The organism is Streptomyces sp. NPDC029151 (assembly GCF_055564315.1).
Genome location: NZ_JBVHWQ010000001.1, coordinates 810381 through 832469, shown reverse-complemented (window position 1 = coordinate 832469; position 22089 = coordinate 810381). Strand labels below are relative to the sequence as shown.

General features: G+C 73.5%; 25 protein-coding genes and 1 tRNA gene. 14 read left to right on the top strand and 12 right to left on the bottom strand.

Features of this window, described 5'->3' with window-relative positions; genetic code table 11:
- The first annotated feature begins 169 nt into the window (after window positions 1–169).
- The 11 genes from ACZ4VF_RS03140 (at window position 170) to ACZ4VF_RS03090 (ending at window position 9331) form a co-directional block, all read left to right on the top strand.
- A complete protein-coding gene (locus tag ACZ4VF_RS03140) occupies window positions 170–2548 on the top strand; it encodes a sensor histidine kinase (RefSeq protein ID WP_467922804.1) in 2379 nt (792 codons plus the stop codon).
- A gap of 92 nt (window positions 2549–2640) precedes the next feature.
- Window positions 2641–3075, top strand: coding sequence for a roadblock/LC7 domain-containing protein (locus tag ACZ4VF_RS03135; RefSeq protein WP_467922803.1), 435 nt, complete (start codon window positions 2641–2643; stop codon window positions 3073–3075).
- 2 nt (window positions 3076–3077) lie between these two features.
- Complete coding sequence (locus ACZ4VF_RS03130; RefSeq protein WP_467922802.1) at window positions 3078–3449, top strand: DUF742 domain-containing protein; 372 nt, start codon at window positions 3078–3080, stop codon at window positions 3447–3449.
- Window positions 3427–4026, top strand: coding sequence for a GTP-binding protein (locus tag ACZ4VF_RS03125; RefSeq protein WP_467922801.1), 600 nt, complete (start codon window positions 3427–3429; stop codon window positions 4024–4026). The genes ACZ4VF_RS03130 and ACZ4VF_RS03125 overlap by 23 nt, the downstream gene beginning before the upstream one ends.
- A 61-nt stretch (window positions 4027–4087) precedes the next feature.
- Window positions 4088–4663 carry a GAF domain-containing protein gene (locus tag ACZ4VF_RS03120; protein WP_467922800.1) on the top strand — a complete coding sequence of 192 codons (576 nt, stop codon included), beginning with the start codon at window positions 4088–4090 and terminating at the stop codon, window positions 4661–4663.
- 186 nt (window positions 4664–4849) lie between these two features.
- Window positions 4850–5878, top strand: coding sequence for an L-threonine 3-dehydrogenase (gene tdh / locus ACZ4VF_RS03115; protein ID WP_467922799.1), 1029 nt, complete (start codon window positions 4850–4852; stop codon window positions 5876–5878).
- 45 nt (window positions 5879–5923) lie between these two features.
- Window positions 5924–7117: a glycine C-acetyltransferase gene (locus tag ACZ4VF_RS03110; protein ID WP_467922797.1), complete on the top strand. Its 1194-nt coding sequence runs from the start codon at window positions 5924–5926 to the stop codon at window positions 7115–7117.
- 30 nt (window positions 7118–7147) lie between these two features.
- Window positions 7148–8050, top strand: a complete 903-nt coding sequence (locus tag ACZ4VF_RS03105) for a LysR family transcriptional regulator (protein WP_467922796.1) — start codon at window positions 7148–7150, stop codon at window positions 8048–8050.
- A gap of 46 nt (window positions 8051–8096) precedes the next feature.
- Window positions 8097–8405 carry a hypothetical protein gene (locus ACZ4VF_RS03100; RefSeq protein WP_467922795.1) on the top strand — a complete coding sequence of 103 codons (309 nt, stop codon included), beginning with the start codon at window positions 8097–8099 and terminating at the stop codon, window positions 8403–8405.
- Window positions 8402–8923, top strand: coding sequence for a GNAT family N-acetyltransferase (locus tag ACZ4VF_RS03095; RefSeq protein WP_467922793.1), 522 nt, complete (start codon window positions 8402–8404; stop codon window positions 8921–8923). Before ACZ4VF_RS03100 ends, ACZ4VF_RS03095 begins: the two co-directional genes overlap by 4 nt.
- A 48-nt stretch (window positions 8924–8971) precedes the next feature.
- Complete coding sequence (locus ACZ4VF_RS03090) at window positions 8972–9331, top strand: MmcQ/YjbR family DNA-binding protein (RefSeq protein WP_467922792.1); 360 nt, start codon at window positions 8972–8974, stop codon at window positions 9329–9331.
- 174 nt (window positions 9332–9505) lie between these two features.
- Here ACZ4VF_RS03090 and ACZ4VF_RS03085 read toward each other — a convergent pair whose 3' ends face one another.
- Both ACZ4VF_RS03085 and ACZ4VF_RS03080 read right to left on the bottom strand, forming a co-directional pair.
- On the bottom strand, window positions 9506–10429 hold the full coding sequence (locus ACZ4VF_RS03085) for a transketolase family protein (RefSeq protein ID WP_467922791.1): 924 nt from the start codon (window positions 10427–10429) through the stop codon (window positions 9506–9508).
- Between the two features lie 23 nt (window positions 10430–10452).
- Complete coding sequence (locus ACZ4VF_RS03080; protein ID WP_467922789.1) at window positions 10453–11160, bottom strand: transketolase; 708 nt, start codon at window positions 11158–11160, stop codon at window positions 10453–10455.
- Window positions 11161–11284: 124 nt separating this feature from the next.
- Here ACZ4VF_RS03080 and ACZ4VF_RS03075 point away from each other — a divergent pair.
- A tRNA-Pro gene (locus tag ACZ4VF_RS03075) sits at window positions 11285–11358 on the top strand.
- A gap of 106 nt (window positions 11359–11464) precedes the next feature.
- Here ACZ4VF_RS03075 and ACZ4VF_RS03070 read toward each other — a convergent pair.
- The 5 genes from ACZ4VF_RS03070 to ACZ4VF_RS03050 all read right to left on the bottom strand — a co-directional run bounded on the left by ACZ4VF_RS03070 (window position 11465) and on the right by ACZ4VF_RS03050 (window position 16404).
- Complete coding sequence (locus ACZ4VF_RS03070; RefSeq protein WP_467922788.1) at window positions 11465–12169, bottom strand: hypothetical protein; 705 nt, start codon at window positions 12167–12169, stop codon at window positions 11465–11467.
- 204 nt (window positions 12170–12373) lie between these two features.
- Window positions 12374–12901 (bottom strand): NUDIX hydrolase family protein, encoded by a 528-nt coding sequence (locus tag ACZ4VF_RS03065; protein WP_467923755.1) that lies wholly within the window; start codon window positions 12899–12901, stop codon window positions 12374–12376.
- A gap of 16 nt (window positions 12902–12917) precedes the next feature.
- Window positions 12918–14093, bottom strand: coding sequence for an amidohydrolase family protein (locus ACZ4VF_RS03060; RefSeq protein WP_467922786.1), 1176 nt, complete (start codon window positions 14091–14093; stop codon window positions 12918–12920).
- A gap of 1 nt (window position 14094) precedes the next feature.
- Window positions 14095–15498, bottom strand: a complete 1404-nt coding sequence (locus ACZ4VF_RS03055) for a type I glutamate--ammonia ligase (RefSeq protein WP_467922784.1) — start codon at window positions 15496–15498, stop codon at window positions 14095–14097.
- Window positions 15499–15591: 93 nt separating this feature from the next.
- A complete protein-coding gene (locus tag ACZ4VF_RS03050; protein WP_467923754.1) occupies window positions 15592–16404 on the bottom strand; it encodes an SAM-dependent methyltransferase in 813 nt (270 codons plus the stop codon).
- Window positions 16405–16573: 169 nt separating this feature from the next.
- Here ACZ4VF_RS03050 and ACZ4VF_RS03045 point away from each other — a divergent pair, with 169 nt between their 5' ends.
- Window positions 16574–17440, top strand: a complete 867-nt coding sequence (locus ACZ4VF_RS03045) for a Cof-type HAD-IIB family hydrolase (RefSeq protein ID WP_467922782.1) — start codon at window positions 16574–16576, stop codon at window positions 17438–17440.
- Between the two features lie 3 nt (window positions 17441–17443).
- Here the strand turns inward: ACZ4VF_RS03045 and ACZ4VF_RS03040 are convergent, their stop codons facing one another.
- The 5 genes from ACZ4VF_RS03040 to ACZ4VF_RS03020 all read right to left on the bottom strand — a co-directional run bounded on the left by ACZ4VF_RS03040 (window position 17444) and on the right by ACZ4VF_RS03020 (window position 20721).
- The gene (locus ACZ4VF_RS03040) at window positions 17444–18241 is read right to left on the bottom strand and encodes an SAM-dependent methyltransferase (protein WP_467922781.1); all 798 of its coding nucleotides are present in this window, start codon (window positions 18239–18241) and stop codon (window positions 17444–17446) included.
- 66 nt (window positions 18242–18307) lie between these two features.
- The gene (locus tag ACZ4VF_RS03035) at window positions 18308–18955 is read right to left on the bottom strand and encodes an endonuclease (RefSeq protein ID WP_467922780.1); all 648 of its coding nucleotides are present in this window, start codon (window positions 18953–18955) and stop codon (window positions 18308–18310) included.
- Between the two features lie 13 nt (window positions 18956–18968).
- A complete protein-coding gene (locus tag ACZ4VF_RS03030; protein ID WP_467922778.1) occupies window positions 18969–19313 on the bottom strand; it encodes a DUF3140 domain-containing protein in 345 nt (114 codons plus the stop codon).
- A gap of 21 nt (window positions 19314–19334) precedes the next feature.
- Complete coding sequence (locus ACZ4VF_RS03025) at window positions 19335–19826, bottom strand: Dps family protein (protein WP_467923753.1); 492 nt, start codon at window positions 19824–19826, stop codon at window positions 19335–19337.
- 85 nt (window positions 19827–19911) lie between these two features.
- A complete protein-coding gene (locus ACZ4VF_RS03020) occupies window positions 19912–20721 on the bottom strand; it encodes an alpha/beta hydrolase (RefSeq protein WP_467922776.1) in 810 nt (269 codons plus the stop codon).
- Window positions 20722–20865: 144 nt separating this feature from the next.
- Here ACZ4VF_RS03020 and ACZ4VF_RS03015 point away from each other — a divergent pair, with 144 nt between their 5' ends.
- Window positions 20866–22053 carry a thiolase family protein gene (locus ACZ4VF_RS03015; RefSeq protein WP_467922774.1) on the top strand — a complete coding sequence of 396 codons (1188 nt, stop codon included), beginning with the start codon at window positions 20866–20868 and terminating at the stop codon, window positions 22051–22053.
- The last annotated feature ends 36 nt before the right edge of the window (window positions 22054–22089 follow it).

The following is a 22089-nucleotide window of genomic DNA, read 5'->3' as shown; positions in this document are numbered from 1 at the left end:
TGCCCACCGCACATGATGCTCGGCCAACTACGGTGAGTGTCCGTCGGTCGACGCGCGGCCGGGCCCCGGTCCCGCCGGCCGACGCCGCGATGACGCACGCCCGCATCGACGCATGCCCGCACCGCGCACCGCGAGGACACAGGCCCGACGGACCAGTACGAGGACGCAGATGTCTCACCTCCGAGCACCGGCCGCCCGTGCCGACCGCCGCGAGGGCGGCCGGCACGGGCGGCCGGTAGCGCGACCCGCTCCCGCACTGCCCGAAAGGCACATACGGCCCCAGCTCATGCGGCTCGCCGTGCTGCCGCCGCTCGCGGTCGCGCTCAGCTCCGCGGCCGCGGTGATCTTCAGCGTCCGCTCCTCCGGCGCACGCACCGGCCCCCTCCTGTGGGCCGTGCTCGCCGGAGCGGTCGCCGTGACCGTCGCCGGCATCCTGATCGCCGCCGTGGCCGCCGACCGCGCCGCCCGCTCCGTCGCCGACCGGGTCGACGCGCTCCGCCGCACCGCCGCGCGCGGAGAGGCCGACCTGCACGCCCTGGTCGACGCGCTGCGCCAGGGCGAGGCCCCGGCGCAGCGGGGGCCGCGCCGCCGGCCGCCCGCGGACGCCGACGACTTCGAGCTCCTCGCCGCCGACCTGGCCCGCGCGTACGACGGCGCCGTCACCGCCGTCGTCCGGGCGGCCCAGCTCTCCAGCCAGACCGGCAGCGAACAGAAGCTGGAGGTGTTCGTCAACCTCGCGCGCCGGCTCCAGTCGCTCGTGCACCGGGAGATCTCGATCCTCGACGACCTGGAGAACGAGATCGAGGACCCCGACCTGCTCAAGGGCCTCTTCCACGTGGACCATCTGGCCACCCGCATCCGGCGGCACGCCGAGAACCTCGCCGTGCTCGGCGGGGCCGTCTCCCGCCGCCAGTGGAGCAACCCGGTCAGCATGACCGAGGTGCTGCGCTCCGCCATCGCCGAGGTCGAGCAGTACTCCCGGGTCAAGCTGGTCCCTCCCATCGACGGCGAACTGCGCGGGCACGCCGTGGCCGACGTCATCCACCTGCTGGCCGAACTCATCGAGAACGCCACCGTGTTCTCCGCTCCGCACACCCAGGTGCTGCTCCGCGCCAACCTCGTCACCTCCGGGCTCGCCGTGGAGGTCGAGGACCGCGGGCTGGGCATGCCCGTCGCCGAGCAGAACCGGATGAACGCCCTGCTCGCCGACCCCGACCAGGTCAACGTCGCCAGCCTGCTGGCCGACGGCCGCATCGGCCTCTACGTCGTCTCGCAGCTCGCCCGCCGGCACAGCATCCATGTGCGGCTGCAGACCAACATCTACGGCGGTGTGCAGGCCGTACTCGTGGTCCCGCAGGCGCTGTTGGGCAACGCACTGGGCGTGCCGGAGGCAGCCGCCGGGACCGCCGGAACCGGTGGGACCCCCGTGCCGCCGTTCGCGCAGACGCCGGACAACGGGGGTGCGGCGGGGGCCGGGAGCGGTGCGGGGGCCGGAGACACGACCGGTGCCGCCACTGCCGCCGGACCGGCAACCGCGACCAGGCCAGGGAGTGCGACCGGGCCAGGGAGTGGGACCGGAGCCGGGGGTGCGACGGGACGGGCGGGCGCTGCCGGAACCGGGGACGCCGCCGGAACCCCAGGCGCGGGTGGCACCGGCGGCACCGACAGGACCGGGAACATCGGCCCGGCCGTGAACGCCGCTGCGGGCGGGGCCGAGGCGAGGGACGGCTCCGAGACCGGTGCCGGCGCCGGCCGGCGGCGGCACGCCCAGCGCGGATCCGGACGGCGCGGGACCGAGAGCGGCGCGCACGGACGGCACGCCACCGCCCCGCCCCCGCTGCCCGTGCGCGGCGCCCAGGAGGCGCGGCCCACCCCCTCCGACGCCGCCCCCGGCGTCAGCGCCGAGGACCGGGCGGTGGTCGAGGCACACACGGGCGTCCTGCCCACCCCGCGCGTCGGCACGGTCCGCGGCACCATGGACAAGCCGCGACTGCCCCGCCGACGCGCCCAGGAGCACCTCGTGCCCCAACTGCGCGGCGGCCCCGCCCCCCGTCAGGACGCCGGCACCGTCGTCGGCCACGATCCCGGCCTGATGGCCGCCTTCCAACGCGGCATCGGCCTCGCCGAGGCCCAGCAGAGCCTGGAGTCCGAGTACCGGGAACCGGGGTACGGGACGTCGTCGGCGTACGACGCGTCGGCGTACGACACCTCCGGCCACGACTCCTCGGCGTACGGCACCCCGGGCCACGGCGCCCACCTTCCGGCCTCCGCGCCCGACACCAGCGAGCCGGTACGCACGCGCCCCGAACACGGCGGCGGCACGGAACCCGCCGGCGCCCCCCACCAGGACACGCACCACAGGGGACCCGACCACATGGACCCCACCCCCATGGCCGCCCCCCACATGTCCCGCGCAGACATGTCCGGCACACACATGTCTCACGACGACATGTCCCCGGCCCCCATATCCCGGACGCACACCCCCGCACCCGCGTCCGACGGCGTCCACGACATCGGCCGGTCCGAGGGGAGCACCCCGGCCGGATGACCACCCCCGGCCCCCGTGCGCCGCAGCTCCACCCCCGCCCCCACCCCCCGCGCCCCGCGCGGATCCTCGTACCCCCAAGGAGTCGATCCACCATGGCGAGCGATGCGCCGACCGTCCACGCGAGCGACCTCGACTGGCTGCTGAGCGGCCTCGTGCAGCGCGTGCCGCACACCACCAGCGCGGTGCTCCTGTCCTGCGACGGACTGGTGAAGTCCGTGCACGGTCTGGACACCGACAGCGCCGACCACATGGCGGCCCTGGCCTCCGGCCTGTACTCCCTCGGCCGCAGCGCGGGCGCCCGGTTCGGCGACGGCGGCGACGTCCGCCAGGTGGTCGTCGAACTCGACGCGACCCTGCTGTTCGTCACCACCGCCGGATCCGGCACCTGCCTCGCCGTGCTGGCCGCCCGCGAGGCCGACGCGGCCGTGCTCGGCTACGAGATGGCCATGCTGGTCAAGAGCGTCCGCCCCTACCTGGTGACCGCGCCCCGGCAGCACGCCGTCGAACCCACGGCGACGAGGCCTTGAGCGTGGCCGCAGCCGGCGACGGGCCCTGGCTGGACGACGCGGCCGGGCGGCTGGTGCGGCCGTTCGCGGTCAGCAACGGCCGGACCGAGCCCAGCATCGCCCTCGACCTGATGTCGCAGGTGATGGACACCGGCGTCACCCCGCTCGGCTACCTCGGCCCCGAGCACGCCCAGGCACTCGACCTGTGCCGCGCGCCCGTCTCGGTCGCCGAGGTCGCCGCCCAGCTGAAACTGCCCGCCGTGGTCACCAAGGTGCTGCTCTCGGACCTGGTCGACTGCGGCGCGCTGACCACCAAGCCGCCCGTGTACCACCACACTCCCACTGACCGGTCTCTGCTGGAGGCAGTGCTCGATGGACTACGACGACAGCTCTGACCCGTTCCCGACCGCGCTCAAGATCCTGGTCGCGGGCGGGTTCGGGGTCGGCAAGACCACCTTCGTCGGCGCGGTCAGCGAGATCGCGCCGCTCAGCACGGAGGAGCTGCTCACCACGGTCAGTGTCGGCACGGACAGTCTCGACGGCGTCGAGAACAAGATGGAGACCACGGTCGCGATGGACTTCGGCCGGATCACCCTCGACCGGGAACACGTGCTGTACCTGTTCGGCACACCCGGGCAGGAGCGGTTCTGGTTCATGTGGGACGAGCTGTCCGAGGGCGCCCTCGGAGCGGTGATCCTCGCCGACACCCGGCGCCTCCAGGACTGCTTCGCCGCCGTGGACTTCTTCGAGGAGCGCGGTCTCGCCTTCATCGTCGCCGTCAACGAGTTCGACGGCTCCCACCGCTACGACCCGGAGGAGGTGCGGGCCGCCATCGACCTCGACCCGCGGATCCCGGTGGTGCGCTGCGACGCCCGGATCTCCAGCTCCGGCGTCCAGACCCTGCTCGTCCTCGTCCGCCACCTCCTCGCCCACACCCCGGCGACCGCGCCCAGCCACGGCGCCCACATGTGATCCCGTACTACCGCCCACGGAGCCGCTATATGAGGTACGCCCACCGCGACGGAGCCCGGCCATGAGCTACGAGCCGCCCCGGCCGGTCCGGGGTCTGCTGCTCACCCCCGAGGACAAGGAGGCCCCCGCCCGTGTCGACCGGCTGCGCCGACTCGGCCTCGCCGACCGGCCCGACCCGGTGCTCGACGCCTTCGCCGCGCACCTCGCCCAGCTCACCGGCGCGCTCTACGCCATGGTCAACTTCATCGGCGAGGACCACCAGTTCTTCGCGGGACTGAGCGCCCCCGCCACGGCCCCCGTCGTCCGGGACGACGGCACCAGGGCCGAGATCGGCCGGGTGCTGCCGCGCGACCACGGCTTCTGCCCCCATGTGGTGGTGCGCCACAAGGCGCTGGTCCTGGAGGACGTCCGCGACTATCCCCGGTTCGCGGGCAACCCGGTCGTGGACGCGTACGGCATCCGCTCCTACCTCGGCGCCCCGCTCATCGACCGCCACGGCATGGCTCTGGGAACCGTTTGTGCCGCCGACACAGCGCCCCGCGCCTGGGGCAAACCCGGACTGGAGACCATCAAGGCGCTCGCCGCCGATCTCGTCGTACGCCTCGAACGGAGTGCGGAGGACGGGTTGCCGCTCTGACACGCCGGAAGGGTGTTTCTGACACGCCGGGAAGGCGTGTAGGAAAGCTGAGGCGCCGGTTAAGAAAAGCTCGATGGACCCGGGACCGCGCATGCGGCAGATTGCAGGGTGATTCCACCCCTCTGACCCGGTGCGGGTCTCTTACGTCTGCCCGCGGGCCGGGCCTCACCCACAGGAGCCGTAGCGTTGAAGGCGCTGGTCAAGCAGAAGGCGGAGCCGGGACTCTGGCTGACGGACGTCCCGGAGCCCGCCATCGGCCCCGGTGACGTCCTGATCAAGGTCATGCGGACCGGTATCTGCGGTACCGATCTGCACATCCGGGCCTGGGACGGCTGGGCCCGGCAGGCCATCACCACGCCCCTCGTGGTCGGCCACGAGTTCGTCGGGCAGGTGGTCGAGACCGGGCGGGACGTCACCGACATCCGCATCGGCGACCGGGTCAGCGGCGAGGGCCACCTGGTGTGCGGGAAGTGCCGCAACTGCCTGGCCGGCCGCCGCCACCTGTGCCGGGCCACCGTCGGCCTCGGCGTCGGCCGCGACGGCGCGTTCGCCGAGTACGTCGCCCTGCCCGCGTCCAACGTCTGGGTGCACCGCGTCCCCGTCGACCTCGACGTCGCCGCGATCTTCGACCCGTTCGGCAACGCCGTGCACACCGCGCTCTCCTTCCCGCTGGTCGGCGAGGACGTGCTGATCACCGGTGCGGGCCCGATCGGTCTGATGGCCGCCGCCGTCGCCCGGCACGCCGGCGCCCGCAACGTCGTCGTCACCGACGTCAGCGAGGAGCGCCTGGACATCGCCCGGAAGATAGGGGTGAGCCTCGCCCTGAACGTCGCCGAGTCCACGATCGCCGACGGACAGCGCGAACTGGGCCTGCGCGAGGGCTTCGACATCGGCCTGGAGATGTCCGGCCGCGCCGAGGCCATGCGGGACATGATCGCCAACATGACGCACGGCGGCCGGATCGCCATGCTCGGCCTGCCCGCCGAGGAGTTCCCGGTCGACTGGTCCCGGATCGTCACCTCGATGATCACCATCAAGGGCATCTACGGCCGGGAGATGTTCGAGACCTGGTACGCGATGTCGGTTCTGCTGGAGGGCGGCCTGGACCTCGCCCCCGTGATCACCGGCCGCTACGGTTACCGCGACTTCGAGGCGGCCTTCGCCGACGCGGCGAGCGGCAAGGGCGGCAAGGTCATCCTCGACTGGACCGCGTGAGCGACGCACATCCCCTTCCGCGCAAGCACTCTAGGAGCTTCTTCGATGTTCGACACCGTCCGTGACGACCTGCGCGCCACCCTGGACGAGATCCGCGCCGCCGGCCTGCACAAGCCCGAGCGGGTCATCGGCACGCCGCAGTCCGCGACCGTGAACGTCACCGCCGGCGGCCGCCCCGGCGAGGTCCTCAACTTCTGCGCCAACAACTACCTCGGACTCGCCGACCACCCCGAGGTGATCGCCGCCGCCCACCAGGCCCTGGACCGCTGGGGCTACGGCATGGCCTCCGTACGCTTCATCTGCGGCACCCAGGAGGTCCACAAGGAGCTGGAGGCCCGGCTGTCGGCGTTCCTCGGCCAGGAGGACACGATCCTGTACTCCTCCTGCTTCGACGCCAACGGCGGCGTCTTCGAGACCCTGCTCGGCGAGGAGGACGCGGTGATCTCCGACGCCCTCAACCACGCCTCCATCATCGACGGCATCCGGCTGTCCAAGGCCCGCCGCTTCCGCTACGCCAACCGCGACCTCGCGGACCTGGAGGCGAAGCTGAAGGAGGCGTCCGACGCGCGGCGCCGCCTGATCGTCACCGACGGCGTCTTCTCCATGGACGGCTACGTCGCGCCGCTCGCCGAGATCTGCGACCTCGCCGACCGCTACGACGCGATGGTCATGGTCGACGACTCGCACGCCGTCGGCTTCGTCGGCCCGACCGGCCGCGGCACCCCCGAGCTGCACGGCGTGATGGACCGCGTCGACATCATCACCGGCACCCTCGGCAAGGCCCTCGGCGGCGCCTCCGGCGGCTATGTCGCCGCCCGCGCCGAGATCGTCGCCCTGCTGCGCCAGCGCTCCCGCCCGTACCTGTTCTCCAACACCCTCGCCCCGGTGATCGCCGCCGCCTCCCTGAAGGTCCTCGACCTGCTGGAGTCCGCCGACGACCTGCGGGTGCGGCTCGCCGAGAACACCAAGCTGTTCCGTAGCCGGATGACCGAGGCGGGCTTCGACGTCCTCCCCGGCGACCACGCCATCGCCCCCGTCATGATCGGCGACGCGGCGCAGGCGGCCCGCATGGCCGAGCTGCTGCTGGAGCGCGGGGTCTACGTGATCGGCTTCTCCTACCCGGTCGTCCCGCAGGGCCAGGCCCGCATCCGCGTGCAGCTGTCCGCCGCGCACTCGACGGACGACGTCGACCGCGCGGTCGACGCGTTCATCGCGGCGCGTGCCGAGCTGGCGGCCTGACCAGGGCGGACGCCCTGGGATAATGGGGACATGATCGAGGCACGGCGGCTCCACATCCTCCGTGCGGTGGCCGACCACCGCACGGTCACGGCGGCAGCCGCCGCGCTGTACCTCACGCCCTCCGCCGTCTCCCAGCAGCTGACGGCGCTGGAGCAGGAGACCGGCCACCGCCTGGTCGAGCGCGGCGCCAAGGGCGTACGGCTCACCCCGGCCGGCGAGATCCTGCTCAGCCACACCAACGCGGTCCTCGCCCAGCTGGAGCGCGCCGAGGCCGAACTGGCCGCCTACGGTTCGGGCGAGGCGGGGACGGTCACCGTGGCGGCCTTCGCGACCGGCATCGCCCAGGTCGTGGCCCCCGCCGTGGCCGGCCTCGCCCGCTCCGCCCCCGGCATAAGGATCCGGGTCCAGGACGCGGAGGGCGACGCGAGCCTGCCCATGGTGCTGGACCGGCAGGTCGACGTCGCGGTCGCCGTCGAGTACCGGGGCGCGCCGTCGGCCGACGACCCCCGGCTGACCCACGTACCGCTCTACGCCGAGCCGTTCGACGCCGTCGTACCCCTCGGTCACCGCCTGGCCGACGTCCTCGAGGTGCCCCTCGCCGAACTGGCCAAGGACCCCTGGATCGGCCCGTACCCGGGCAACCCCTGCCATGACGTGGTGGTGCTCGCCTGCGAGAGCGCCGGCTTCCAGCCCCGCCTTGAACACTCCTCCGACGACTTCCGCGCCGTCGTCGCCCTGGCCTCGGCCGACGCCGGGGTGGCGCTCGTCCCGCGCTCCGCGCTGCGCGGCGTGGACCTCACCGGCGTGGTCGTACGTCCCGTCGACGGCGTCGCGCCGACCCGCAGGGTCTTCGCCGCCGTCCGGCGCGGCGCCGAGGGGCACCCGCTGATCCGCCCGGTGCTCCAGGCGCTCGGCGAGGCGGCGCAGGCGTGAGGCGTCCGTAACAGCGCCGTCTCACACCGGGGATAGCGTCCCGGTCGTGAGAAACGAAGGCCGTGCCCCCGCCTCCGTCCGCCGCTCCGTGCCCCCGCCGCACACCCGACCGTGCGGCGAACCCGTCGCGGGCCGGCTCGTCCCGGGCGCGGAGATCGCGCGTGACCGCCCGCCCGCACCCGGCCTCGGACAGAACCCGTGGCCGCCGGCCGGAGCCCGGGAGGCGACCGTCGGCGGACAGGCCCACCGGCTCGACGCGGGCGACCGCCCGTGGCCGCGCGTCACCGGCGCGACCGGCCTTCGCCGCCCCGGCCCCGACGCGGCCCGCCGCGTCCCGGCGGTGGTGCGGCCATGAGGGTGGAGCGCTGGACCGGTACCCACGTGCGCGACCGGGCCGACGACCTGGCGCAGCTGCTCACCGACACCGTGGCCTCGGGCGCCAGTGTCGGCTTCCTCGCACCGCTCGGCCACGCGGAGGCCCTCGCCTGGTGGCGGGAACGGGCGGCGGCCGCGACGGCGGGCGAACTCGCCGTCTGGGCGGCCCTGGACCCCGCGGACCGGGTCACCGGCACCGTCGGGCTGGCCTTCCCCGACAAGCCGAACAGCGGCCACCGCGCGGAGCTGGTCAAGCTGATGGTGCACCGCTCGGCGCGCGGACAGGGCCTCGGCCGCCTCCTCCTCACCACCGTCGAACAGGCCGCCGCGGCCGCCGGCCGCACCCTGCTCCACCTCGACACCGAGACCGGCAGCCCCGCCGAGCACCTGTACCGCTCGGCCGGCTGGACCGCCGTCGGCACCATCCCCGACTACGCGGCCGCTCCCACGGGGGAGCTGCGGCCGACGACGCTGTACTACAAGCGGCTCGGAGGGTGACTGTCACCCGGAGGATGACTGTCAGTGGCAGGGGCTACCTTGCCTGGCATGCCGGATGCAGAAGACGTACGCCGAATCGCCCTGTCCCTGCCGGACACCACCGAGAAGATCGCCTGGAGCATGCCCACGTTCCGGGTCGCCGGGAAGATGTTCGCGACCCTGCCCGGGGACGAGACGTCCATCGCCGTGCGCTGTCCCAAGGAGGAGCGCGACGAACTGGCGCTGGCCGAGCCGGAGAAGTTCTGGATCGCCGACCACGAGGCGCAGTTCGCCTGGGTGAGAGCGAGACTCGCCGCGCTGGAGGACGAGGAGGAGCTGCGGGACATCCTGGCCGACTCCTGGCGCCAGGCCGCCCCGCCCGGACTCCTGGACGCCCACCCCGAGGTGGGGCTGCCGCCCGGGGCCTGACGAATGCGGTGGGGGAGCGGCCCGGGCAGGCCGGGTCCCACCAGCTCACCGGGCCGGCGACCGGCACCTGCCCGGAGCCGAGGAGCCGCCGCGCCGCTCGCGCGGGGCGGGCCGTAGCGGCGGGCGCCCGGGCCGACGCGCCGCCCGCGCCCGCCGCTCACCGGGCCGCGGGGCTCACCCGCGGCCCGTGGCCGGCTGCCCGGCGCCCAGGAAGTGGCCGATGCGTTCCCGCAGGGAGGCCGGGTCCAGCCCGTGGGCGGCGACGTGTTCCTCGATCGTTCCGTAGCGGCGGAGCTCGCGGCGGGCGACGCCGAGGCCGAGCACCCGGTGCGGCGCGTCGGCCAGCGCCTCGTTCACCGCGGCCGTGGACGTTCCCGCCAGGTACGGCTCGACCAGTGCCACGTCGGTGCCGGCGGCCTCCGTCGCCCGGCGCAGTCCGGCCGCGTCGAAGGGGCGTACGGTCGTCGCGTACAGCACGGTGACGTCCAGGCCCTCCGTGGCGGCGAGGACCGCGTCCAGCGTCGGGCCGACGGCGACGACCACACCCGAGCGGCCCTCGCGGACCGTGTTGAAGTGCTGCCCGTCGATCACCCGGCCCTGCCGGTTCGACTGCACCGACAGCCGCACGTACACCTTGTCGTCACCCGCGGCGACCGCGTGGTGCAGGAGGGCGTCGGCCTCGTCGGGGTGCCCGGGCACGTGCACGGTCCAGCCGTCCAGCGTGTCGAGGAGGGCCACGTCCCCCGGAGCCATGTGGGTGAGCCCGCCGGCCGGCCAGTCGAAGGAGGCGGCGGCGCTGACCAGCACCGCCCCCGCGTCCTGGTGCCCCAGGTCGAGCTTGAGCTGCTCGAACGGCCGCTCCACGAGGAAGCTGGCGAAGGTGTGCACGACCGGCCGCAGCCCGGTGAGCGCAAGCCCCGCCGCGGCCCCGACCAGGAGCTGTTCGCGGATGCCGACGTTGATCACCCGGTCGGGGTGCCGGCTCATGGCGTCCCGGAAGCCGTCGACACCGATCTCGGCGAGGACGACCGCGACCCGGGGGTCCTCGTCCAGCAGCCGGGAGACGACGGGGGCGAAACGTTCACGCATGGTGTCCATCGATGAGACCCTTTCCGGGGAAGTCAGGCGTTCTTCGGCTCGACGCGGGCCACGACCACGTGCGGCCGGCCCGGATGCGGCGCGGTGAACGCGGCGTACAGCGCCTCGTGGTCGCGTCCGTCGACGGTCACCGCGGACCAGCCCGCGGCCTCGAACCGGGCGGCGATCCCGCCGGGCCGCGCATGGCTGGCGGAGGCGTTGTCGATCACGACCGTGTGCAGCCGGTCCAGTCCCGAGGGCCCGGCGAAGGCGATCGCCTCGTGGTTGCTGCCCTCGTCCAGCTCGGCGTCCCCGATCAGCACCCACACCGCCGGATCGGGCCGGCCCTGGGCCCGCAGCCCCAGCGCGGTGCCCACGGCGATCGGCAGGCCGTGCCCGAGCGACCCGCTGCCGATCTCGGCGCCCGGCACCAGCACCCGGTCCGGGTGGTGCCCGAGCGGGGAGTCGTAGGACCCGAACCCCGGCAGCCACTCCACCGGCACGAACCCCTTCGCGGCGAGCACGGCGTAGTAGGCCATGGGTCCGTGCCCCTTGCTCAGCAGGAACCGGTCCCGGGCGGGGTCGTCCCGCCGCTGCGGGGTCACCCGGAGCACCCGGTCGTACAGCACCCACAGCACGTCGAGCGTGGAGGTGGCCGCCGGTCCGTGCTTCTCGTCACCGGTCATCAGCCCCATCAGGCGGGGCAGGTCGTCGTAGCCGTACGTGCGGCTGCGGTCCGTTGCGATCGTCATGCCGACGATCGTGCAACCTCGACCAAACTTGAGGTCAACAAGGGAAGGGGCGCGCGATCAACGGGCCGAGTGCGGTATTGTTTCCCTGCGCGTTCGGCCGGGGAAAGCCCAGGTCAAACGGCACCGGGACGTGGCGCAGCTTGGTAGCGCACTTGACTGGGGGTCAAGGGGTCGCAGGTTCAAATCCTGTCGTCCCGACTTGTGAGAGTCGGCGGTGAGGGCCGGTTCCGGAAGCATCCGGAACCGGCCCTCGCACGTTCGGTAGAGGCGTCCGTCACGCTGCCGTGCGGAGCCCTTAGACGGGTCAGGAAGCCGTCTTGTTCCCCTTGGTGCCGTCGACCACCTGTCCGGCCGGCGGAGGCGTCGCCTTGACCGGCTTCTCGTAGTCCGAGAAGACGACCGTGCCGGGATTCTCACCGCCGGACTGGTCGAGCTTCAGAATGTACGGCTTTCCCTCCGCGGCGACGTACATGGTGATGGTTTCGCCGCCCTTCTTTTTCTTCAGGGGAATCGCCTTGCGGCCGTTCACCGTGGTGACGTCGCCCTTCGTCATCCCCTTGCGCTCGGACTTGTCGCCGTCCATCTCGGCCAGGAATCCCTGTTTGTCGCACAGTCCCGTCGTACGGGAGTCGCCGACCGGTACCTTCACCCAACGGCCGGTCAGTGCCCGGGCCTCCTTCCCCCCGCCGGCCGAGTCCTTGGCGGCGTTCGCCCAGAACTCCTTGTCGCCCTTGATGTACGTCGCCTGGCCTGCGTGGATGACGTCGGCCGAGCCCTGGTCCATCGCCATCCGGCCCTTGCAGTTCTTCTGGGTGTCGACGTGGAAGTCGACGGTGAGGGGCTGTCCGTCCGCGGAGACCTTGCCGGCCATGCGCAGTGACGAGGCGTTCCGGGTGGCGGTCACCGCCTTGGCGGCCACCTGGTCCGCGCTCTGCCCCTTGAACGGCTGGTCCGACGATCCGTCGTCCGAGCATCCCGCGGCGCCCACGGCGGCGGTCGCCCAGATCACGGATGCGGCTAGCGTGCGGCTCACAGACATGGAAAACCCTTCCCGGGAAAACTGGTGCTTTTCCTGGGCGGCCGCCCTTTCACCTCGTGGCGGCCGCCGTGGAAGTCCGGTTTCCCGGGAATTATGGAATAGTCGCTTCCTCTTCCGTGCGAAGGGCGCGGGACAAGCACCCTCCCCACGGAAGAGAGGGCGACGTCGAAGCGGTCAGAAGGCCAGCCCCACATGCGCGAGCGCCTGTTTCAGCAGCACCCCGTGCCCGCCCGGCATCTCGCTCTGCACCGCCTGCGACGCGGCCTCCTGCGGGCTGAACCAGACGAGGTCCAGGGCGTCCTGACGGGGCCGGCAGTCGCCGGTCACCGGCACGACGTAGGCCAGGGAGACCGCGTGCTGGCGCGGGTCGTGGTACGGCGTGACGCCCGCCGTCGGGAAGTACTCCGCGACCGTGAACGGCTGCAGCGAGGCGGGGACGCGCGGCAGGGCGACCGGGCCGAGGTCTTTCTCCAGGTGGCGCAGCAGCGCGTCCCGGACCCGTTCGTGGTGCAGGACCCGGCCGGAGACCAGGGTCCGGCTGACCGTACCGTCCGGTCCGATGCGCAGCAGCAGCCCGATGCTGGTGACCTCACCGCTGTCGTCCACGCGCACGGGCACGGCCTCGACGTACAGGATCGGCATCCGGGCCCTTGCCATCTCCAGCTCGTCCGTGGTCAGCCAGCCGGGCGTGGTTTCGGTCATGTCAGACATTGCTTGATCATACTTTCCGGGTGGGGCGCCCGCTGGAATCGCGGGCCGGTTCGGATACGGGCGGTCCGTACAGTCGGCGGGCGTTGTCGCGGCCCGTCCAGGCGACGATCCGCAGGGCGTCGGCCAGGCTCAACTCGTCGGCGTCCACGCGGTCCTGCAACAGAGCGGCGAGGCCCTCCCGGAAGCACAGCGCGCCCAGGTGGTGGAACTCGGCCACACCGTAGGCGTCGGAGCTGTACAGCAGTTTCCGGAACGGGGTGATCTCCAGCGCCTCCTCCAGCACCGCACGACAGCGCGCCGGGCCCGTGTGGTGCAGGGCGAGACCGACGTCCAGGTACACCTGCTCGAACACCGCGGCCAGGTACGCGGCCTGGCGGTGGTACGGCCAGCAGTGCAGCAGCAGCACCGGGACCGTGCCGGTGGTCCGGTGCAGCCAGTCGGTGAGCAGGGCGGGGTCGGCGCGGTGCAGCCGCAGGTCCGCGTCACCGAAGCCGGTGTGCAGTTGCAGCGGCAGCTCCAGTTCGACGGCGGTCCACAGCAGGTGCCGTACCAGCACGGGGTCGGCGAGGCGTCCGCCCCGGGCCAGCCAGCGCCCGGCCGCCGCCGTCACCTCGGCCGCGCCCGGGCGCTCGGGGTCCAGCGCGAAACCCGAGCGGTACGCCGCGACCGACTTCACCGCCACCACGCCCGGCCGGCGTACGGCGTCCTCGGCTGCGTCCCGGAACGCGGCCGCGTACCCGCCCGCGGTCACACCCCGCGCCGCCACCGACTCGGCGATCCCCTCCAGCCGTACGACCTCGCAGGCGGCCGCGCCGGCCGCGGCGGCCAGTTCGGCGGGCGTGGTGAGCGGGTGCGCGGCGAAGCCGGTGTCCACGCAGAACACCCCGGCTCCGGCGGCGGTCAGGAAGCGGCGGTTGACCTCCTGCCAGCCGAGTGCCGAGCGCCTGGCCACGTAGTCGGCGGGCGGCGCGTGCCGGGGGAGGTCCAGCAGGGGCGCGCAGTGGCGGCGCACGGCCACCCCAACGGGGCTGTCGAAGGGGGAGACGCCCGGCCAGGCCGTGCCCTCGGTGAGCAGGGACGCGAACTCCCCGGCGCCCAGGTCGGCCGTGACGGCGCCGTGGCAGTGGTGGTCCACCAGCGGCAGCGCGGCGAGCGCCTCGTGGACCGGTCCCGGGGCGCTCATGTCAGTACACCCAGCGGTAGGCCGCGGCCACCCGGTCGGGGTCGAGTCCGTAGACGGCCGCCGCCTCGCCGAGCCGTACGGCGGTCACCGCGTCGGCGAGGACCGGGCCCAGCGCCTCGCGCAGCACCTGGTCCGCGCGGAACTCCTCGACGGCCTCGGACAGCGACCGCGGCAGCCGCCGTACGCCCCGGGCCGCCGCCTCCTCGGGGCCGTAGCGGACCGGATCGCCGGTGATCTCGTCGGGCAGGGTCCGGGCCGCCGCGATGCCGTCGAGCCCGGCGGCGATCACACAGCCGAGGGCCAGATAGGGGTTGGCGGCCAGGTCCACGGGCTTCACCTCCATGTTGGCGTCCTGGTCGTGGCGGCCGGCCGTGCCCGTGACCAGCCGCAGCGCGGCCTCGCGGGTCTCGCGTCCCCAGGCGGTGAAGACCCCGGCCCACTGCGAGGGCTTCAGCCGCAGGTGGCTGGCCGGGCTCGGCGCGGTGACCGCCGTGAGCGCCGGGAGGCGGGCGAGGACGCCGGCCGCGAAGGACTCCGCCTCGGCCGTCATGCCGTACCGGCGCTCGCCGCCCGCGTGCAGGTTCACTCCGTCGCGCCAGCAGGACAGGTGCAGATGGCCGCCGTTGCCCACGCCCTCGGCGGACACCGCGGGGGAGAACGACACCCGCAGGCCGTGTCGCCGGGCCACCGCCCGGATGGTCTGGCGGACCAGCACGCTGAGGTCCGCCGCGGCCACCGGGTCCCGCGCGCCCACCGAGATCTCGAACTGTCCGGGCGCGTACTCGGGATGCAGCTGGTCGACGTCCACGCCTTGCGCGGCGCACGCGGCGAGCAGATCGGCGCCGTAGTCGCTCAGCTCGACCTGCCGGACCGCGCCGTACGCCGGACCGGAGACCGCCGGCACGAACTCCCCGGCCGGTGCCGAGCCGAGCCCGACGGCCCACTCGATCTCGATCGCCGCCTTGAAGGCGAGGCCGTGCCGCTCGGCGGCACCGGAGACGATCCGGCGCAGGAAGGTCCGGGCGCAGCCGGGGTGCCGGGTGCCCTCCTGGGTGATCCGGTCCACCGGCGCCCAGGCCCAGCCGGGCTGCCCGGCCAGGACCACCAGCCGGTCCAGGTCCGGGTAGAGCCTCAGGTCGCCGTCGGGGGAGCCGAGGACGTCGGTGCGGACGGTGGAGTCGTCGGCGAGGAAGGTGTCGAACACCGGGGACATCCCGACGCCCCAGGACACGGCCGCCCCCAGCCGGGCCGTGGGGATCGTCTTCACCCGGCCGACGCCCGCCGTGTCGACGTACGCCAGCACGACCCCGTGGACGCCCCGCGCGGACAGGTCGGCGGTGAGGGCGGCGGCCCGGCGCGGTTCCCCGGGCCGTCCGCCGGGCACGGGGTCGGCGAGCGTCGTCATACGTCCTCCTCGGCGGACTCGGCGGACTCGGCGGACTCGGCGGGCTCGGCCGGCTCGGTGGACCGGCCGGCTCGGCGGCGCGCGCGGCCGGGCTCAGGGTTTCACGGCGACCGCGCCGAACTGCGGCACCGGCGCGGCGGACGCCGGCTCCGCGCGCCACCGGGAGCAGGGCACCAGGCCCGGCTCCACCAGCTCCAGGCCGTCCAGGAACCCGGCGATCTCGTCCCGGCTGCGCGCGGTGATCGGCGGGGTGGCGTGGGCGTTCCAGAACTCCATGGCCGCCACGTTCCCCTCGCCGCCCACGTCGGGGTCGTACGTCGGATGGGTGAGGACGAGAGGGCTCCCGGCGGGCACCGCCGCCATCAGCCTCCGTACGATCTCGCCGGCCTCGGCGGTGTCCGGTACGAAGTTGAGAACGCCGAGCAGCAGCACCGCGACCGGCTGGCTCAGGTCCAGGGTCTCGGCGGCGCGCCGCACGATGCGGTCCGGGTCGCGGACGTCGGCGTCGAGGTAGTCCGTGACGCCCTCGGGGGAGCTGGTGAGCAGGGCGCGGGCATGCGCGAGCACGATCGGGTCGTTGTCGACGTACACGATCCGGGACTCGGGGGCGATCCGCTGCGCGATCTCGTGCGTGTTCTCCGCGGTCGGCAGGCCCGTGCCGATGTCCAGGAACTGCCGGATCCCCCACTCGGCGGCCAGCAGGCGCACCGCCCGCCCCAGGAACTCCCGGTCCGCGCGGGCCACCTCCCGGATCACCGGGAACATCCCGGCGACCCGCTCGCCCACCTGCCGGTCCACCTCGTAGTGGTCCTTGCCGCCGAGCCAGTGGTTCCAGACCCGCGCGTTGTGCGCCACGCCGGTGTCCAGCCGGGCCGGTCCGGCCGCCGGGGAATGACCCTCGCTCACCTGTCCGCCCTTCTCGCCTTCTCGCACGCGGTGCTCCGTCGTCATTGTGCCCTCCGGTGATCGCGCTGTCCCGGGAAACGGGCAGGCTGGGCGGTTCCGGGCGCGCGGAGCGGGTGAGGAACACTGGGCCGGTACCCCCGCCCCCGACCGGAAGCAGGACACGCCCGTCATGCCGACGTCCCTCCTCGACCCCTCCCGCCCGCCCGCCGGCCCCGCCGACATCCGGCTGATCGTCACCGACATGGACGGCACGCTGCTGGACGACGACAAGCGGATTCCGGGTGGGCTGTGGCCGATGCTCGCCGAACTGCGCCGCCGCGGGGTGCTGTTCAGCCCGGCGAGCGGCCGCCAGTACGCGACGCTGCACCGGCAGTTCGCGGAGGTCGCCGAGGGCATGGTGTTCATCGCCGAGAACGGCACGTACGTGGTCCGCGACGGCGTGGAGATCAGCTCGGACCCGCTCGACCGGGCCGTCGCCGCGGGGGTCGCCCGGACCGTACGGCGGCTGGTCGCGGGCGGCGCCGACGTCGGCGCCGTGGTCTGCGGCAAGCGGGCGGCGTACGTGGAGCGGACCGACGAGGCGTTCCTCGCGGAGGTGCGCAAGTACTACGTCGAGCACCGGGTCGTGCAGGACGTCACCGCCGTCGAGGACGACGTGATCAAGGTGGCGCTCTTCGACTTCGGTCCGGCCGAGCACACCACCGCCCCGGCCCTCGCCGCGTTCGCCGCCACCCACCAGGTCGTCGTCACCGGCGAGCACTGGGTGGACGTGATGAACCGGACCGTCAACAAGGGCACCGCCCTGCGCGGGCTCCAGCGGGCGCTCGGCATCACGCCCGCGCAGACCATGGTGTTCGGCGACTACCTGAACGACCTGGAGATGCTCGACGCCGCCGAGTGGTCCTTCGCGATGGCGGGCGCCCACCCGGAGGTGATCCGCAGGGCCCGCCACCTGGCCCCGTCCAACAACGACGACGGCGTGCTGCGGACCGTGGCCCGGGTGCTAGGCCTTCCGTACGACGGGGTCGGGGCTTGAGCGTCAGGGCTTGATCGCGACGCCGCCGTACAGCGAGACCGGTCCGTCCGGTTCGTCCTCGGGCCGCCACTCGGCCACCGAGACGATCCCGGGCTCCAGCAGCCGAAGTCCCTGGAAGAAGGCGCCCACTTCCGCGTGCGAGCGCGCCACCAGCGTCACCCCGCCCGCCGCGTAGGCGGCGATCCCCCGCTGCACGTTCTCCGGCTCGAAGTCCGCGGTCATGGTGGACAGGACCAGCGCGCTGCCCGGTGCCAGCGCGCCGACCAGGGTGTCCACCAGGTCGTGCGCGCCGTCCTCGTCGGCGACGAAGTGGAGCAGGGCGACGAGGGAGAGGGCCACCGGGCGGCCGAAGTCCAGGACGCCGGCGGCCTGTCGCAGGATGGCGTGCGGATCGCGGGCGTCGGCCTGCACGTACTCCGTCACGCCCTCCGGGGTGCCGTGCAGCAGCGCGTTCGCGTGGGCCAGCACGATGGGGTCGTTGTCGACGTAGACGACGCGGGCGTCCGGGGCCACGGACTGGGCGATCTGGTGCAGGTTCGGCTCGGTCGGTATGCCGGTGCCGATGTCCAGGAACTGGCGGATCCCCGATTCCGCGGCGAGCGCCCGCGTGGCCCGGCGCATGAACGCCCGGTTGGCGCGGGCGGCCTTCGGGGCGCCTCCGTCGATCGCCGCGATCCTGCGGCCCAGTTCCTCGTCGACCGGGTAGTTGTCCTTGCCGCCGAGGAACCAGTCGTACACCCGGGCCGGGTGGGGCCGGCTCGTGTCGATGGTCTCCTGGGTCTCCGGGCCGGTCCCCGTCACGCGCCGCTCCTCACCGCCTGGGGTCCCGGTGGTCGGTCCGGGACGTGCGGGAGCAGTCTGACACGATCACGCGGCGCGGCGCAGGCAGTCCTCGGCCACCTCCTTGTCGAGGGCCGCCCGCACCAACGCGGCGGCCAGCACGGCCGGATGGGTGTCCCCGGCCAGCTCGGCCAGCTTGCCCGGGTCCTTCGGCAGGCCGAGCCGTTCCGCGCCGGACAGGGCCTTGGCGTCCAGGTAGGGAGCGACGTCCGGCCACACCCGCTGTGCCTCGCGCAGGAAGATGTCGGCGCCGCCCGGCCCGATGCCCGGCTCCTCCTGGAGCAGTTCCCTGAGCGTGCCGACGTCGCCTTCCGCCTCCCGGTGCAGCCGGCGCAGGTCACCGCCCCAGCGCTCGGCCAACAGCTCGGCACCGTCGCCGAGTTGGGTGGCCGTACGCTCGTCGTAACGGCGGTAGCCGCCGCGGCCGAGCGCGTCCACCCGCTGCTGCCGGCCGGCCTCCGCCATCCGACGGGGGCTGTCCAGGCGTTCCTCGTGCAGCGCCCGGGCGGCGGCCACCGCCACCGAGGCCCGGATCCGGGCACTCAGCAGCAGCGACAGGACCAGCAGCCGGTAGAGCGGCTGCGGGGTGTCCTTCAGACGGATGCCCGCCTCCTCGGCGTAGGTCCGCCCGTACTCGGACACCAGCGCGTGCACGACCCGTTCGTCCCGGTTCACGGTGGCGCTCCGGCTAGGGCTTGAGCGGGTCGTGGCCCAGCGTCATCAGCCGGTGCCGGCGGCGGGTGTCCTCCGCGGTCCGCTCCGGCTGGGGCTCGTTCTCCAGGTCGGCCAGGTCCCCGACGGTGTCCACGACCTTGTGCATGACCCGGATGTCGGCGTCGGTGAGGTCGGTGCGGCGCTTCTGCAGGATGGCGAGGACGTGCTGCCCGGTGGGCGTGCCCGCCTGCTCCGGCAGCGGTTCCGTCTCCTCGTCCGCGTCCCGGACCTTCAGCCAGGCCGAGAGCTCCGCCGAGGTCATGTTCACGACGCGGTGGAAGTCCTCCCAGAGTGCTTCGATCTCCCGGGAGTCGGCCATGGGTCTCCCCTCTCCGGTGTGTCAGCTGGCGGCGTCGTCGCGCGGGTGGTTCTCGGCCTGGAACATCCAGCGCTGCTTCTCCAGGTCGGCGGTGACGGAGATCAGCAGGTCCTGGGTGACCGGGTCGGCCTTCTCGGTCGCCTCGATCCGCTCGCGCAGCCGTCCGACGGCCGTCTCCAGCGAGGAGACCATCAGCTCCACCACCTCGGTGTCGCGCAGCCAGCCGTCCTTGGTGCCGGGCAGCGCGAAGGTCGCCGCGATGGTCTCCGGCCGGCCGTCCGGCGGCACGCCCAGCGTGGCGGCCCGCTCGGCCACCGTGTCCGAGTGGGCCCGGGCCGTGGCGACCACCTCGTCCAGCTGGAGGTGGATGGACCGGAACCGCGGGCCCACGATGTTCCAGTGCGCCTGCTTGCCGATCAGCGACAGCCCGAGCAGATCGATGAGGGTCTCCTGCAGGGCGGTCCCGGTGACACCGAGCGCCTCCTCGGGCAGCGTGCTCTTGACCACGGTCATGGTGTGCGTGTCCCCTTTCGTCATGTCTCCACGGTCATGTCCGAAAGGGCGGGTGCCCGTTGGGCGGGGGGAGCAAACCGGCTGATCAGCGGGGCAGCACCCGGTCCAGGAAGGCCCGCACCTCCGCGAAGACCTCCGCCCTGCACGTCTCGTGGAACACCTCGTGCCGGGCTCCCGCGAAGATCCGCTCGGTCAGCGCCCCGCCGCTCAGCCGCTCCACCCCCGTCCGGCTGCCGGGCAGCGGCACCAGCCGGTCGTCGTCGCCGTGCAGCCAGAGCAGCGGCAGCCGGCCGACGTCACCGCCCCGGTCCACGGTCTCCAGGGTCCGGGCGAACGCCTCCACCGTCGGCCGCTTCATCGGCCCGTGCCAGACCAGCGGGTCGGCCGCGTACGCGGCGCGCACCGCCGGGTCCCGGGAGAGTGCCGCGGGACTGACGGGGGTGTGCGGGATCTCGTCCAGGGCCAGCAGCCGCCCCGGCAGCTCCCAGGCGCCGATCACCGGGCCGGACAGGACCAGCGCGCTCGGCTCGCCTCCGTACCGCTGGGCGTAGCGGGCCGTGACGAGTCCGCCCATCGAGTGGCCGACCAGGACCAGCGGCAGGCCGGGGTGTGCGGTCCGGGCCAGCTCCGCCACGGCGTGCACGTCCGTGACCACGTCCTCGAAGTCCTCGATCAGCACCCGCTCCCCGGCCGAGCGGCCGTGGCCGGCGTGGTCCGGCGCGTACACGGCGGCGCCGTGCCCGGTGAGCACGCCGGCCAGCTCCGCGTACCGGCCGGCGTGCTCGCCGTACCCGTGCACCACGACGGCCAGGAAGCGGGGTGCCGGGTGCGGCCACTCGTGGACGGCGAGGGGGCCGTGAGTACCGTCGAGGACGTGCGCGCGGGCGTGGGGCATCTCTCCTCCAGCTGCCTCGGTGAAGGTCCTGGGGGATCTTCCCAGCAGGGCGGTCGGGGGTCTATAGTCCAAAACTAGCAGTGCTAATTAAGAGTGCTGTGCAGGCAGTCCGATCCACAGCGTCGTAGGTCAGGAGTCCCAGCCGTGCGTCCCGTCCACTTCGCGGCCGCCCGCCGCACCCCCATCGGCAAGCTGCGCGGAGCCCTCTCCTCCGTCCGCCCCGACGACCTGGCCGCGACCGTGATCCGCCACCTGGTGGCCGGCGTGCCCGCGCTCGACCCGGCCCGGATCGACGACGTCTACTGGGGTGCCGCGAACCAGGCGGGCGAGGACAACCGCAACGTCGCCCGCATGGCCGCCCTGCTCGCCGGACTGCCCGACTCCGTGCCCGGCGCCACCGTCAACCGGCTGTGCGCCTCCGGACTCGAGGCGGTCACCACCGCCGCCCGCACCATCGCCGCGGGCGAGGCCGACATCGTGATCGCCGGCGGCTCCGAGTCGATGAGCCGTGCCCCCTTCGTGCTGCCCCGCCCCGACGAGGCGCTGCCGCAGCGCATCGAGACCCACGACACCCGGCTCGGCTGGCGGCTGGTCAACCCCGCCATGAAGGAACTGCACGGCCTGCTCTCCATGGGGGAGACCGCCGAGGAGGTCGCCGCCCGGCACGGCATCTCCCGTGCCCGCCAGGACGAGTTCGCCCTGCGCAGTCACCGACTCGCCGCCGCCGCCCGCAAGAACGGCCACTTCGACGACGAACTGCTCCCCGTCGAGCGCCCCGACGGCATCGTGGTCGAGCAGGACGAGTGCGTCCGCGAGGACACCTCGCTGGAGAAGCTCTCCCGGCTGAAGCCCGTCTTCCGTGCGGGGGGCACCGTGACGGCCGGGAACGCCTCGCCGATGAACGACGGTGCGGCCGGCCTCCTCCTGGTCAGCGAGGACGCGCTGAACGAGCTGGGCCTGGAGTCCCTCGGACGCTACGTCGCGGGCGCCTCCGCCGGCGTCCACCCCGACGTGATGGGCCTCGGCCCGGTACCCGCCACCCGCAAGGTGCTGGCCCGGGCCGGCTGGGAGACCGGCGACCTCCAGGAGGCCGAGTTCAACGAGGCGTTCGCCGCCCAGGCACTGGCCTGCGTCGACCAACTCGGCATCGACCCCGACCTGGTCAACCCCACCGGCGGCGCCATCGCCCTCGGCCACCCCCTCGGCTGCTCCGGCGCCCGTATCCTCACCACCCTGCTGCACCGGATGCGGCGCACGGGCGCGGAGCGCGGACTCGCGACCATGTGCGTCGGCGTGGGGCAGGGGACCGCGGTGCTGGTCGAGAGGCCCTAGAGCGTCACCGACGGGGGGCTTTCGACAAGGGAATCC

Coding starts and splice junctions, on each gene's coding strand:
- ACZ4VF_RS03140 (WP_467922804.1), top strand. CDS start 170: ATGTCTCACCTCCGAGCACCGGCCGCCCGTGCCGACCGCCGCGAGGGC.
- ACZ4VF_RS03135 (WP_467922803.1), top strand. CDS start 2,641: ATGGCGAGCGATGCGCCGACCGTCCACGCGAGCGACCTCGACTGGCTG.
- ACZ4VF_RS03125 (WP_467922801.1), top strand. CDS start 3,427: ATGGACTACGACGACAGCTCTGACCCGTTCCCGACCGCGCTCAAGATC.
- ACZ4VF_RS03120 (WP_467922800.1), top strand. CDS start 4,088: ATGAGCTACGAGCCGCCCCGGCCGGTCCGGGGTCTGCTGCTCACCCCC.
- ACZ4VF_RS03110 (WP_467922797.1), top strand. CDS start 5,924: ATGTTCGACACCGTCCGTGACGACCTGCGCGCCACCCTGGACGAGATC.
- ACZ4VF_RS03105 (WP_467922796.1), top strand. CDS start 7,148: ATGATCGAGGCACGGCGGCTCCACATCCTCCGTGCGGTGGCCGACCAC.
- ACZ4VF_RS03095 (WP_467922793.1), top strand. CDS start 8,402: ATGAGGGTGGAGCGCTGGACCGGTACCCACGTGCGCGACCGGGCCGAC.
- ACZ4VF_RS03090 (WP_467922792.1), top strand. CDS start 8,972: ATGCCGGATGCAGAAGACGTACGCCGAATCGCCCTGTCCCTGCCGGAC.
- ACZ4VF_RS03085 (WP_467922791.1), bottom strand. CDS start 10,429: ATGGACACCATGCGTGAACGTTTCGCCCCCGTCGTCTCCCGGCTGCTG.
- ACZ4VF_RS03080 (WP_467922789.1), bottom strand. CDS start 11,160: ATGACGATCGCAACGGACCGCAGCCGCACGTACGGCTACGACGACCTG.
- ACZ4VF_RS03065 (WP_467923755.1), bottom strand. CDS start 12,901: ATGACCGAAACCACGCCCGGCTGGCTGACCACGGACGAGCTGGAGATG.
- ACZ4VF_RS03060 (WP_467922786.1), bottom strand. CDS start 14,093: ATGAGCGCCCCGGGACCGGTCCACGAGGCGCTCGCCGCGCTGCCGCTG.
- ACZ4VF_RS03055 (WP_467922784.1), bottom strand. CDS start 15,498: ATGACGACGCTCGCCGACCCCGTGCCCGGCGGACGGCCCGGGGAACCG.
- ACZ4VF_RS03045 (WP_467922782.1), top strand. CDS start 16,574: ATGCCGACGTCCCTCCTCGACCCCTCCCGCCCGCCCGCCGGCCCCGCC.
- ACZ4VF_RS03030 (WP_467922778.1), bottom strand. CDS start 19,313: ATGGCCGACTCCCGGGAGATCGAAGCACTCTGGGAGGACTTCCACCGC.
- ACZ4VF_RS03025 (WP_467923753.1), bottom strand. CDS start 19,826: ATGACCGTGGTCAAGAGCACGCTGCCCGAGGAGGCGCTCGGTGTCACC.
- ACZ4VF_RS03020 (WP_467922776.1), bottom strand. CDS start 20,721: ATGCCCCACGCCCGCGCGCACGTCCTCGACGGTACTCACGGCCCCCTC.